Consider the following 12,934-nt stretch of genomic DNA (forward strand, 5'->3'; position numbering starts at 1 on the left):
ATATAAAAAAGCCCGGACAAAATCCGGGCCTCACTATTAAAAATAAACGCGTTTACTGTTTGGTGAACAACAACTCGAACTCACCGATCTGGTTGAAGGCACCGCCGTCGTCATTTTTGTCCGGGTAAGGACCCAACAAGGAATACCATTGCAATTCTGTACCGGTTTTGTTGAGCGTGATGTCGACATCTTCACCGTTTTCGGCTTCATAAGTCACATTGATTACCGCGCTGGTTCCGGTGCCGCTCTCAAGTGTCCAGGTTCCCAAAGCGAGGTAGTCATCGCAGGCCGAGTTACCGGTTCCGCTGTCTACCAGGATGTTGTTCATCTGCCAGGCAAAAGAACCGTCGGCATTGAATACCATTTTGTTCCCGGCGTAACAGGTACTTTCGAGGAGTTGGTTGGTGTTTTCGGTGCCGTCTTCGTTGAAATCGGTTGGATTTCCGGTGTTGGCCGCCGTCAGGTTATACGTACCGGCAATCGCAACCGGATTTACGACCACCGGCGCATCCGAATCGTCGTCATTGTTACACGATACAAATCCGAGACTTGTAGCGGCAACTACACATAGAATTAATTTGATCTTTTTCATGGCAATTATTTTTGATTAAGTTATTTCACAAATCTATTGCCGATGCCCAAGAGCGATGTTATAAGAATTTCTTGAATTGTTATAGAATTTTTAGTCAAACCAAGCAAATGCTAAATTAAGTTTAAAAAATACCGTGTATTCTTGAAATAAAAGTTAATTTTTTGATTTGCAAGGAAATAGTAAAGTAAAGGTTGCCCCTTCGTTTTCCACACCGGTGGCCCAAATGCCTCCTTCATGGGTCTGCATGATTTTGCGGCACAACGCCAAGCCCACGCCCGAACCGGCATATTCCGCAATGCTGTGCAGACGCGAGAAAATGTTGAAGATGTTGTCGGCGTACTTGGGATTGAAACCGATGCCGTTGTCCGCAAAACGGATGACATGGCAAGGATGGCTCACCTCTGGGTGCGTCTCTAATTTGTCTGAGACCGCAATCCGGATGACCGGATGCCTTTCCGCCGCGGCATATTTGAGCGAATTGAGGATGATGTTCGAAAAAAGCTGTTTGAGCAAAAACGGAATCCCATCGATGACCGGAAGCCTGTCGAAAGTAATCTCGGCATTTTTCTCGCGGATGACTTCCTTGAAATCGGCCAAAACATCTTCGAGAACGGCATTGAGATCGGTCGGTTCAAAAGCGTCCTGGGTGTACTTGATGCGTGTGTATTTGAGGATGTCGATGAGCAAGGTCTGCATGCGGTTGGCCGAATTGTTGATGCGCTGCAAGGCATCGAGTGCACTGTCCGAAAAATGCTCGTCTTCCTTGGTCAGCAAACGCGAAGAAATCAATTGGATTTTGCGCAGCGGTTCCTGTAGGTCATGCGTACTGATCCAGTTGATGTTCTCAAGTTCGGCATTGGTCGCCTTGAGGATGTTGTTGAGGTTGCGCGACTTTTCTTCTTCCTCGCTGAGCAACAGCAAACCGATCTGTTTCTGCAACGTGTGCGCGAAATTGGCGGCCGCGTTGAGTTCGGGTTGCAACCAATCCTTGCTGCGGTTCTTGACGATCTGCTTCCATAAATTGAAGGAATTGCGCGGATGCAGTCCTTTCTCGTCCTTGATGATCGCCTTGTTCGGATCGCCGCCCCAGTTGACTTCCGTCAAATTTTCAGGCCGGTACCAAATGATGTTGTTGTCGTTGCCGAGCGAATGGTAGACGATTCCCGATACCGTTTCGCACAACTGCCGCATGTCGGGCAAAAAATGGATCAACTTGTCGGTCGAGAAACTCGCGTTGTGCGCCTGGGCCGAAAGCCAGGCCGAAAGCGTCTTGATCTCGGTTTCGGTAGGTGTCAGGCCATTGGTGTACAATTTATTGCCGATCAAAAGCGAAACCCCGGCAGCGTTGCAAAGCCTGAGCAGATCAGGGTTGATGCTGATGATCTTGAACGATTCGTGGATCGGCGGAAGGTTCAGGCTGTTGATTTTTTCGAGTGAAATGTTGATCCTTCTCGAAATTTCGTATTCCTCATTCGACTGCCTGACTTCTATTTGCGAGGTAATGAATTGTCCCTGCAACTGTGCGGCCAAACGGATTTCGGGTGAAATGTTTTTGGGCGAATAATGGTGGCACGCAATGAGTCCCCACAACTTGCCGCGGTGGATCAACGAAATGGTCAGCGTCGCGCCAACGCCCATGTTCTGCAAATATTCGACATGGATCGGCGAGGTGCTGCGCAACACCGACAGGCTCATGTCGAGGTTTTTCCCGGGCGTATCGTCGATTGTGTAGATCGGGACCGGTGTGTAATTGATGTCAACGATAATGCGCAACAGGTTCTTGAGGTACAATTCCCTGGCCTGTGGCGGAATATCGGTGTGCGGGTAATGCAATCCGAGAAACGGTTCGAGGTCGTTGCGGCAACTTTCGGCAAAAACTTCCCCGTTGTATTCCTTGTCGAAACGGTACACCATCACACGGTCGTAACCGGTAATTTCACGCGTTCCTTTGGCCACGAGGTCGCAGAGGTCCTTGAGCGTATGCGTGTTGTTCATGTAAGAGACAAACTGCACTGTTTGGCTGTATACATCGGTCAGGTTTTTATGGTCGCTGACCGGTTCGGCCTCGAGGATGTACAATTTCCCATTGTGGTGCAATCCGCATTGAAAAGTGGTTCCGTTGAGTACCATCTTGAGCGGTGCCGCCGAAAGCATGAGGTTGTTGTGGATGTAATGGGTCAGGAGTTGCGCACTTTCGGGGCCAAAAACCGCATCGAAATTTTTGTCGAGCAATTGCAGGTACGCAACCCCCAAATAGGTTTCGACATTGCCGCTGCAAAAAGCAATGTTGCGGCTTTCCGGATGAATGCCAAGCAAGAAACCATGTGGCTGGATGCTTCCCGGAATATGAATCGGTTCATGGTCGCAGTTGGTCAGGTTGACGATGTCGCGGTTGACGATGTCCTTAATTTTCATGCCTGCCCGCGGTTAAGAAGTGATCGTGTATGGCATCGAAGGCGAATTGCGCGCCCGCGATGATTGCTTCGGAATCGCCGTGTTGTTGCTCATATTCGGTCAAGACGTGCAGGAAATTTTTCCAATGGCTGCCCGTTTTGTTACCATATCCGGCAAAATATTTGGCGCCATTGTTTTCATCAAACCCCAAAACCGACTGGATGTTCTTGAGGATGAAACGGCCGCCCAGCGACGAACCTTCTACCGTATACATGATACCGAGCGCAAAGGGCAATGAAAAATCGGTCGCATCGAAAACGCGGTTCATCGGTTGGATCGTTGCGCCGATAAACGCCAAATCATTTTCCAGCAATTGTGTTTTTCTGCGGGCATCCAAATCGGGAACCACATCCGAAAGGATCGGAAAAATCAAGGTTTCGGTTTGCTGCACCACGTCATGCATCAATTGTAAATAGCGGGCATAATCTGCTACGGTTATCGTTTCCGAAAGGATCGAAGCCGAAACCGGAAGGCTTTCCAGTTTTTGATGCGAAGTATTTGTGCGGGTTCTTAAATGGTCTAAAAAAGTGCTGGTCGTTGCGTCGTTTGTCATCAGTTAAAAGCTAGGCGCTGTATAAAAAGTTATGTGCTGTGGGTTCGAAAGTGTTCCAGTTAATGTTCAACGTGTCTTCGATCGATTTCTTGAAACTCTCATAAGACCCGAGTTTGGGCAGGTAATAATTGGCCCCGAGCTCGCGGCTTTTGGCAATGTTCTTTTCATCGTTTGAAGTCGAAAAAACCACGACCGGAATTTCCTTGAGGTGTTCGCTGGTTTTGAGCTCCTCGAGCACATCGAAGCCATTCCTGCCGGGCATGTTGAGGTCGAGAAAAATAATGTGTGGCGATGGCGGCGGATTGTGCAAAGCGTCAATCAATTCGTCCCCGCATTGGTGCGTTACGACGGTAATTTCGCGGTCGATCGCGTTGGTCACTTCGGTGAAAAATTCCAAATCCTCGAGATCGTCGTCTGCGTAAAAAATGGTTAAATCGGCTGTCTTCATCTCTTTAGATTTTGGGTTGGTATCTTGTAAAGATAGGTTTTAAAATTCGTTATTGTCATTAAATAATGTTAATGATTTTCACAAAGTGTACAAAAGGGAAGCGTTTTGATTGCGGATCTTGGCAAAATACGATAAAAATACCCACTCGAATCGCATCCCGAATATTAAAACACTTTTAACACAATTAAAAAATACCAATAACTACATTTATCTTTGGCTGCAACGCCATTTAAAACTTATATTTGCAACTTATTTCTAACTGAAAACTAGTGATACAACTACACGATAAACAGTTTGTTCCGTTCATCTCTGCCAAGGAAATCGATTTTGCGATTGCCGAAATGGCGCACCAGGTAGAAGCCGATTTTGCCGATGAAGTCCCGATTTTTGTCGGAATCCTCAACGGCGCGTTCATGGTCGTCTCCGATTTCATGAAACATTACAGCCATGCGTGCGAAGTGAGCTTCATCAAAATGGCCTCCTATGAAGGAACGCAATCCACCAACGAAGTCAAGCAACTCATCGGGCTCAACCAGGATTTAACCGGCAGGAGCGTCGTCATCATCGAAGACATCATCGATACCGGCAACACCATCGAAGAACTCAAGGCGTTGTTCAAGCAACAAAACGTCAAGCATTTCAAGATTGCGACCCTGTTCTTCAAACCCGAAGCCTACAAAAAGGACATCAAGATCGACTACATCGGCATCCGCATCCCGAACAAATTCATCGTCGGCTACGGACTCGATTACGACGGTCTCGGCAGGAACTTGCCGGAAGTTTACCAACTCGCAGACTAACTTATTCCGTTGCGCACCATACAATTCGGCTGCGCCTCGGGTCAAATTCATATTTTAATAATTCATAATTCAAAATGATCAACATCGTTTTATTCGGAAAACCGGGCGCGGGTAAAGGAACGCAGGCAGAATTCTTAAAAGAAAAATACAATTTGGTGCATTTGTCGACCGGCGATATTTTCCGCCACAACATCAAGAACGGCACCGAGCTTGGCAAAATGGCCAAGGCAATCATCGACCGCGGCGATTTGGTTCCAGATGAAATCACGACCAAAATGCTCAAAGATGCTGTAGATTGCAACCCAGACGCCAACGGGTTTTTATTCGACGGTTACCCAAGAACGATTTCGCAAGCCGAAGCATTGGACCAAATTTTAGCCGATAAAGGCTGCGAAAATACCGCCACCATCGCACTCGAAGCCGACGATGAAATCCTCGTCGCGCGTTTGCTCGAACGCGGCAAAACCAGCGGCCGTGCCGACGATCAGGACGAGGAAAAGATCCGCAACCGTTACCAGGAATACAACGAAAAAACCGCCCCGCTCATGGAATATTACACCAAGCAGGGTAAATTTCACGCCGTCAACGGCATCGGGTCGATCGCAGAGATTACCGAGCGTTTGAGCAGTGTGATTGACAATTTATAGGAGCATTTTCCCGCTATCCGTTGCAATCTTTTTTGCAGGTTGTCATTTGCTGGCGCCAGTTCGCTGACGCTCGTGTCGACCGAAGGGAGAAGTCTCACGGCAAAAAAGGATTTTCACTACTATCGGGGCTAGGGTTCCGATGAAAAAAGAACTATGGAGATACTAATTATATTATTTCTGATCATATTAAACGGCGTGTTTTCGATGTCCGAAATCGCGCTCATATCGGCGCGTAAAAACCGTCTCGAAAATGCCGCCAAGAAAGGCAGCGCGAGCGCCAAGACCGCACTCGATCTGGCCAATTCGCCCAACAAATTCCTGTCGACCGTACAAATCGGAATTACCTTGATCGGGATCTTGACGGGTATTTTCTCGGGCGACAAGATCACGACCGACGTGCAGACTTTTGTAGAAGGTTTCGCTTCGTTGAAACCCTATGCGGAATCCATCGCGGTAGGTGTCGTTGTTGTCGTTTTGACGTTTTTCTCACTCGTTCTCGGGGAACTGTTGCCTAAACGAATCGGTTTGAATTATCCGGAGAAAATCGCCAAATCGGTTGCGATCCCAATGAAATGGATTTCGATCATCACCGCGCCGTTCATCTGGCTCTTGACCGTTTCTACCGAGGCGCTCTTGAAAGTCCTCATGATCAAGCCCTCAGCCGACGGCAAAGTCACCGAGGAAGAAATCAAGGCCATCATCAAGGAAGGCACCGAAGGCGGCGAGATCCAGGAAATCGAGCAGGACATTGTGGAGCGCGTGTTCCACATCGGCGACCGCAAAGTCAACTCTTTAATGACGCACAGGAAATCTGTCGTGTTCCTGCCGCTCGAAGCCGACAAGGAATCCGTCCGCGATTTGATGCTCAAGGAACTGCACTCGATTTATCCGGTCTACAAAGACAACCATGACGATATTGTGGGTGTGGTCAACCTTAAAAATATATTCGCGCATTTCGGCGAGGAGAATTTCAACCTTGCGCAGATCATGACCGATGCGCCGTTCATCATCGAACACACGACAGCTTACAAGGCGCTTGAGAATTTCAAGAAAAGCGGCATCCATTACGCTTTTGTTTCTGATGAATATGGGGTGTTTCAAGGGGTGATTACGCTCAACGACATTCTCGAGGCACTCGTAGGTGATGCGGCCGAATTTTACAAGGACGATTTCCAACTGGTGCAACGCGAAGACGGCAGTTGGATTGTCGACGGCCATTATTCGCTGCACGATTTCCTGACCTATTTCGAACTCGACGAACTCACCAACGATTATGAGGTCAATACCGTCAGCGGGCTCATCATGACCGAGCTCTCGCACATCCCGAAAGAAGGCGAGAAATTGCAGTGGCAAAACTTCGAACTCGAAGTAATCGATATGGACGGAGTGAAAATAGACAAGGTGATTGTACGATCGTTGAAAGAATAAAATTGAAGATTTGTTTCGCTGATTTGTTAGCGCTCAAATCGAATGGGGAATGATAAATTTTGAATAAAGAACAGAAAGAATGACCGAAGGCAATTTCGTAGACTACGTAAAAATATACGTCTCCTCAGGAAAAGGAGGCAAGGGCTCCACGCACCTGCACCGCGAGAAATTCATCGAAAAAGGTGGTCCTGACGGCGGTGACGGCGGCCGGGGCGGTCACGTCTATCTTGTGGGCAACAAAGGGTTGTGGACGTTGTTCCACCTCAAGTTCGCCAAGCACGTCAAGGCCGGTCACGGTGGAGATGGCGGAAGCGCGCGTTCCACTGGAGCCGACGGCGAAGACAAATACATCGAGGTGCCGCTTGGAACGGTCGTCCGTGACAAAGACACCAACGAAATCCTGTTTGAAATCACCGAAGACGGCGAAAAAAGGATCGTCGCCCAAGGGGGCAAAGGCGGTCTCGGCAACTGGCATTTCCGCAGTTCGACCAACCAGACGCCGCGTTATTCGCAGCCTGGCATGCCGCCTGAAGAAAAAGACATTGTGCTTGAACTCAAATTGTTGGCCGATGTAGGATTGGTGGGTTTCCCGAATGCGGGAAAATCGACCTTGTTGTCGGTGCTTACTTCAGCCAAGCCCAAGATTGCCGATTATCCGTTTACGACCTTGAAACCGAATCTCGGAATTGTGGCCTACCGCGACTTCCAGTCGTTTGTGATTGCCGATATTCCGGGAATCATTGAAGGCGCGGCCGAAGGAAAGGGGCTTGGGCATTATTTCCTGCGACACATCGAGCGCAATTCGATTTTGCTGTTCCTGATTCCGGCCGATGCAACCGACATCAAGAAAGAATACGACATCCTGATTGATGAATTGCGTCGTTACAATCCGGAGATTCTCGATAAGGAGCGCATGATCGTGATCTCCAAAAGCGACATGCTCGACGAGGAACTCAAGGCCGAGATGAAAAAGCAACTCGACAAAGACTTTAAAGGCATGTCGTACCAATTTATTTCTTCTGTCGCCCAGCAGGGCTTGACCGAACTCAAAGACAAACTTTGGACGTTGCTCAACGCATAAAAAAAGCCTCCGCAACTGGGAGGCTTTTTTGTTTTAGTTCTTGATGAACCTAAGGTTTTGCATGCCGCGATCGGTGGCCAGCCTGACAATGTAATGGCCTTTTGCCATAGACGACACGTCGATATTTTCCAAATCTGTTTGTTTAAAAATAACGCGCTGGCCGAGTAAATTATGGATGGCGACCGACAAAAGGCTGCTGTCCTTCGGCTTGGCGATGTGCAGTACATTCGAAGCAGGATTCGGATACAGACCCGCAGTTTCAGAAACCGTGAAATCGGTGGTGGCCAAAACCGAATTACCCATCAACCGTAGGATGCGGTTGTGCGATTCGCCTTCAAAGGTGCGGAATTCCCCAAGACACAATATTTTTCCGTCGGGCTGGATGTGCAACTGGGTGTACAATCCGCCGCGGTCGAACCCGATCGGGGTAGCGAAAGTGGCGTCGGGCGTTCCGTCGGGGTTGAGCCTGAACATTTTTTCCGAAGCCCAGATCACTATTTTCCCGTCCGAATCTACAGCCGCATCCGAAACTTCCAATGGGAATACACCAAAAGTGGAAAAGCCGGTATCTATCGAACCGTTTTGATTGAGCCGTGTCACCCCGACATTGGTATTGGTGTTGGCCACAATCAGTTTGCCGTCGGGCTGCAGGCATTTGAGTTTGTGTGACATCCCAAATCCACTCGGCGCAACAAACCCGGTGTCGCGCGAACCATCGGTATTGAATCGGAACAATTGGTTGGTAGAACTGAGTTGCACCACAATCTTTCCGTCGGTTTGCAGGAGCATTTTGACCGGCGCAAATGGCAGTGACAAGTCGGTTACGTTGAACGTATTGTCCAGGGAGCCGTCAGCATTCAAGCGCAACAGGAATCGTTTAGGGATCCCGTTGTAATTTTCAAAATACCCGCCAAAAATCATTTTCCCGTCGGCTTGTAAAACACCACAATGCACCTCCATGTCGAATCCGGTTCCGGTATTGAATGTCGTGTCAAGGCTGCCGTCCGGATGGAGTCTTGCAATCCTGGGTACGGGTGTTGTGTCATAATGCAGCATCTGGAAACCAGCGATGACGATTTTGCCATCGGAGAGCGGCAGTATCGTGAGCCAGTCGCCCCAATGCGTCGGGTTTCCGTTTTTTCGCGGCCCGTATCCGCAATTGAAAGAAGAATCGAAGCTGCCGTCAGGATTCAGGCGCGCGAGTTGGTTGGCGGTATGGCCATTGTAATCGGTAAAATAGCCAGAGGCGATGATCTTGCCATCGGCTTGAACGACCGATCGGGTGACTGTCTGGTTGAATCCCTTGACGAAATTGTGCAGTGTCTGGTCGCGGCTGCCGTCAGGGTTGAGGCGCACGATATTGTTGACCGTTTCTTTGTTGAACAAACCGAAATCACTTGCGATGATTAACTTGCCGTCGGGCTGCAATACCATGTGGGCGTTTTCGGTTCCCGAATTGGAAAAGCCAGGTTCAAGGCCGTGTAAGGTTTGGAAAGTATTGTCGATGCTGCCGTCGGTATTGAGTCGGATGACCCCGGAATGGTACGCGCCATCGCAATGGGTAAAGTTTCCAGTGATCAGGATTTTTCCATCGGTTTGCAACTTGATGTCCCTGATGGCAACACCATTAAAGGAAGTAGCGTAGTAATGCGCAAAAGTCCTGGTTTGGAAGGAAGGATCAATCGAACCGTTGGTGAGCAATCGCCGTACCGTGAGTGCAACGGCATTGCTGAATGGGATGGGTTCGAAATTGGCGACCACCACTTTGCCATCGGCTTGTACCACAAATGTGGCATCGATGATTGGGTAAGGTGTAAAACCAGAATCAAGTGTCCCGTCGGTATTGTACCGGACAATCGCAAACGGATCGTCCCCCGTTTTGGATACACATACCATCTTGCCGTCTGGGGCAAAGGTATTGCGCATGAATTCGCGTCCGGCTTCTAATGGGGAATCGATACTTCCGTCGGCATTGAGGCGCATCGCGTAATGGTAATCCGAAAAATTATTCGAGAAAGACCCCAGGCACAAGAGCTTGCCATCGGGTTGCAAAATCAGGTCATTGATGGCGCCATAGGCATACGCCTGAAGTTCGGATACATCGAAAGTATTGTCGAGTGTGCCGTCGTTGTTGAGCCGGACAATTTTGTTGCAATCCACGCCATCGTATTGGGTGAATTGAGTGTGTCCGCCTGAAACGATGATCTTACCGTCGGGCTGCAATACGAAATGTTCGATGTCGCCGCCGGTAAAATGGGTGCTGAAATTGGTGTCGAGCACATTGTTGTCCAAACGCACGAACCGCGATTTGTTGACTTTGTAGTCAATCACGAGTAGTCTGCCGTCGGTTTGGCGGTCGATATCGGTGATGTGGTTTTCGATAAAGTAATGGTTTTCGGGCATCGCCATCACGTTGAACGAAGGGTCTCGGTCCACCGGATTTTGAGCTGTGGCAAGGCTCGCGAAAGTAAGCGAAATTACTAAGGCGTATGGTTTTCTCATCGTTTGGTTTTGCTCCAAATGTAAAAAATAAATCAAAAGAAATAACTTCGTTGGAGCTAACAAAACAAAAGTTAAAAAAGAACTACAACGTTATCGTTTTTTATCCGATTCCTCTTGACAATCGCCAAAATGAACTATATTCGCGCATCCGAAAAAGCGCTTTAGTTTTCAACGAAATGTAACAAAATCAATTTTGGGCAGACTACTAACGCGTATTAACTAATTTACAACTTAAACAATATGAAGAAATTTATTTTTTCCCTGATCGCCGCAGTCATGCTGTTGCCGATGAGCGTGAAGGCCGACGAAGGGATGTGGTTCCTGATGTTTATCGAAAGGCTCAACCACAGGGACATGCAGAAAATGGGCTTACAGTTGACTGCCGAGGAAATCTACAGCATCAACAACCACAGTCTCAAAGATGCGATCGTGCAGTTCAACGGGGGCTGTACCGCGGAAATCATTTCGAAAGACGGATTGATCCTGACCAACCACCACTGCGGTTACGACGCGATTGCCGAGTTGTCTTCTGAACAAAACAACTACCTCAAGAATGGTTTCTGGGCGGCCAACAGAAAAGCCGAGATGAAGCCGAAATCGCTGTTCGTTCGTTTCTTCGTCAGAATGGACGATGTGTCCAAAAGAATCTTGTCGAAAGTCAACGACAAAATGACCGAGGCCGAAAGAAACAAGGCGATCCAACAGGAAATCGCTTCGATTGAAAAAGAAAACAGCGAAGGCGGAAAATACACCGTATCGGTGCGTCCGTTCTTCCAAGGCAATGAATATTACTATTTTGTTTACCAGGATTTCAAAGATGTGCGTTTGGTCGGTACGCCGCCGGAAAGCATCGGAAAATACGGTGGCGACACCGACAACTGGGAATGGCCACGCCACACCGGCGATTTCTCGATGTTCCGCGTCTACGCCGACAAAGACGGAAATCCAGCCGAATATTCAGAAAACAACGTGCCTTTGCACCCGAAACACCACTTGCCAGTGAGCATGAAAGGCGTAAAGGAGAACGACTTCGCGATGATTTTGGGTTATCCGGGAAGAACCAACCGTTGGATGCCGGCAAACGGGATCGAGCAGAACGTAAAATATGCTTATCCTGCTTGGGTAGAAGGGGCCAAAACGGGAATGGACAACATGAAAAAGTACATGGACAAGGATGAGAAAGTCAACCTCATGTATGCTTCTAAATATGCACAGACGGCCAACTACTGGAAAAACCGTCAGGGAATGATCGACGCGCTGACCAAGCACGGAACCGCGAAGACCAAAGCGGCGCAGGAAGCCAAATTCAACACTTGGGCGAACAAGGCCGAGAACAAGGAGAAATACGGCAACGTCGTTTCGACCATCAACAATTTCTACGACAAGACCAACATCAAGTCGCGCCACGACAACTACGTGACGCAAATGATCCGTACCTCGGCTTACGGTTTGATGCCACAGACCTTGGGTAACGCTTTGATGGCTTACAGCAAGGAAAACGAAGCCAAGAGAGCCGAGATGTTGCCAAAAATCAACGAGCAACTCGAAGCGTTCTACACCGAATTCTACGCTCCTGCAGAGAAAGACATCTTTACGGCGCAATTGAATTTGTATGCGGCCAAAGGTGCCGAGTACGGATTGGCTCCGATGGTGGCCAAGGAAAAAGCGACCAACGGCGGAAACTTCACGGCTTGGGTCAACGATGCGACTGCGAAAAGTATGTTTGCTTCGAAACAATCGGTTGAGGCGTTCTTGAAAAATCCGAATGCAGAAACGGTAGCCAACGATCCGTTGTACCAGATGTCGAATGATATTGTGACGCATTTCCGCAAGAAATCGGACGAGCAGGCGCAGTTGGAAAATGATTTCGCCAAGGCGTTCCGCAACCTCGTGGAAGGTTTGAGGGAATCGAAATTGAACACGATCCAGTATCCGGATGCGAACTCGACCTTGCGTCTGACTTACGGGAAAGTACGCGCTTTGCCGGCCGATAAACGCAACGATGCCAAAGTAAACAACTACACGACCATGGACGGTCTGGTGAAGAAATACAAAAAAGGCGATGCCGAATTCGATTTGCCGACCAAAATGCTCGACATGAACAAGACCAAAGATTTTGGCCGTTATGTGGACAAAGACGGTTCGATGCACGTGAACTTCCTGACCGACAACGACATCACCGGCGGTAACTCAGGTTCACCGGTATTGAACGGCAAGGGCGAACTCATCGGTTTGGCTTTCGACGGCAACATCGAGGCCATGGCCGGCGACGTGATCTTCGACAAGGATCTGCAAAGAACCATCAACGTGGACATCCGTTATGTGCTTTGGGTCATCGACAAATTCTCGAGTGCCAAGCACATCGTAGACGAGATGACGATTGCGAAATAATCTGATAGAAACTTAGCATAAAAAAAAATCCGGCATGG

The 12,934-nt window shown here is 48.7% G+C and carries 10 protein-coding genes; 5 read left to right on the forward strand and 5 right to left on the reverse strand.

Annotated elements, in window-relative coordinates:
* Positions 1-52: 52 nt before the first annotated feature.
* The 4 genes from QM717_RS11515 to QM717_RS11530 all read right to left on the reverse strand — a co-directional run bounded on the left by QM717_RS11515 (position 53) and on the right by QM717_RS11530 (position 4,047).
* Positions 53-592, reverse strand: coding sequence for a hypothetical protein (locus QM717_RS11515; RefSeq protein ID WP_415037614.1), 540 nt, complete (start codon positions 590-592; stop codon positions 53-55).
* A 153-nt stretch (positions 593-745) separates the two neighbouring features.
* Entirely contained in the window at positions 746-3,007 is a 2,262-nt protein-coding gene (locus QM717_RS11520) for an ATP-binding protein (RefSeq protein ID WP_415037615.1), read from the reverse strand.
* Positions 2,997-3,599: a biliverdin-producing heme oxygenase gene (locus QM717_RS11525; RefSeq protein WP_415037616.1), complete on the reverse strand. Its 603-nt coding sequence runs from the start codon at positions 3,597-3,599 to the stop codon at positions 2,997-2,999. The genes QM717_RS11520 and QM717_RS11525 overlap by 11 nt, the downstream gene beginning before the upstream one ends.
* A 10-nt stretch (positions 3,600-3,609) precedes the next feature.
* Positions 3,610-4,047 (reverse strand): response regulator, encoded by a 438-nt coding sequence (locus QM717_RS11530; protein WP_415037617.1) that lies wholly within the window; start codon positions 4,045-4,047, stop codon positions 3,610-3,612.
* A gap of 269 nt (positions 4,048-4,316) precedes the next feature.
* Here QM717_RS11530 and hpt point away from each other — a divergent pair, with 269 nt between their 5' ends.
* The 4 genes from hpt (at position 4,317) to obgE (ending at position 8,003) form a co-directional block, all read left to right on the forward strand.
* Complete coding sequence (gene hpt / locus QM717_RS11535; RefSeq protein WP_415037618.1) at positions 4,317-4,847, forward strand: hypoxanthine phosphoribosyltransferase; 531 nt, start codon at positions 4,317-4,319, stop codon at positions 4,845-4,847.
* Between the two features lie 74 nt (positions 4,848-4,921).
* Positions 4,922-5,494, forward strand: coding sequence for an adenylate kinase (locus tag QM717_RS11540; RefSeq protein ID WP_415037619.1), 573 nt, complete (start codon positions 4,922-4,924; stop codon positions 5,492-5,494).
* A gap of 153 nt (positions 5,495-5,647) precedes the next feature.
* On the forward strand, positions 5,648-6,922 hold the full coding sequence (locus QM717_RS11545; protein WP_415037620.1) for a hemolysin family protein: 1,275 nt from the start codon (positions 5,648-5,650) through the stop codon (positions 6,920-6,922).
* Between the two features lie 79 nt (positions 6,923-7,001).
* On the forward strand, positions 7,002-8,003 hold the full coding sequence (gene obgE, locus QM717_RS11550) for a GTPase ObgE (protein WP_415037621.1): 1,002 nt from the start codon (positions 7,002-7,004) through the stop codon (positions 8,001-8,003).
* 33 nt (positions 8,004-8,036) lie between these two features.
* On the opposite strand, the gene QM717_RS11555 is transcribed toward obgE, so the two are convergent.
* Positions 8,037-10,505 carry a T9SS type A sorting domain-containing protein gene (locus QM717_RS11555; protein WP_415037622.1) on the reverse strand — a complete coding sequence of 823 codons (2,469 nt, stop codon included), beginning with the start codon at positions 10,503-10,505 and terminating at the stop codon, positions 8,037-8,039.
* A gap of 240 nt (positions 10,506-10,745) precedes the next feature.
* Between QM717_RS11555 and QM717_RS11560 the strand changes: the two genes are divergently transcribed.
* A complete protein-coding gene (locus tag QM717_RS11560) occupies positions 10,746-12,896 on the forward strand; it encodes a S46 family peptidase (protein ID WP_415037623.1) in 2,151 nt (716 codons plus the stop codon).
* Positions 12,897-12,934: the final 38 nt, after the last annotated feature.

Origin of the sequence: Flavobacterium sp. (genome assembly GCF_047602195.1) — a bacterium.
In the GTDB taxonomy this organism is placed as follows: Bacteria; Bacteroidota; Bacteroidia; order Flavobacteriales; family Flavobacteriaceae; genus Flavobacterium.

Coding starts and splice junctions, on each gene's coding strand:
- QM717_RS11525 (WP_415037616.1), bottom strand. CDS start 3,599: ATGACAAACGACGCAACGACCAGCACTTTTTTAGACCATTTAAGAACC.
- QM717_RS11530 (WP_415037617.1), bottom strand. CDS start 4,047: ATGAAGACAGCCGATTTAACCATTTTTTACGCAGACGACGATCTCGAG.
- QM717_RS11515 (WP_415037614.1), bottom strand. CDS start 592: ATGAAAAAGATCAAATTAATTCTATGTGTAGTTGCCGCTACAAGTCTC.
- QM717_RS11540 (WP_415037619.1), top strand. CDS start 4,922: ATGATCAACATCGTTTTATTCGGAAAACCGGGCGCGGGTAAAGGAACG.
- QM717_RS11520 (WP_415037615.1), bottom strand. CDS start 3,007: ATGAAAATTAAGGACATCGTCAACCGCGACATCGTCAACCTGACCAAC.
- QM717_RS11555 (WP_415037622.1), bottom strand. CDS start 10,505: ATGAGAAAACCATACGCCTTAGTAATTTCGCTTACTTTCGCGAGCCTT.
- QM717_RS11560 (WP_415037623.1), top strand. CDS start 10,746: ATGAAGAAATTTATTTTTTCCCTGATCGCCGCAGTCATGCTGTTGCCG.
- obgE (WP_415037621.1), top strand. CDS start 7,002: ATGACCGAAGGCAATTTCGTAGACTACGTAAAAATATACGTCTCCTCA.
- QM717_RS11545 (WP_415037620.1), top strand. CDS start 5,648: ATGGAGATACTAATTATATTATTTCTGATCATATTAAACGGCGTGTTT.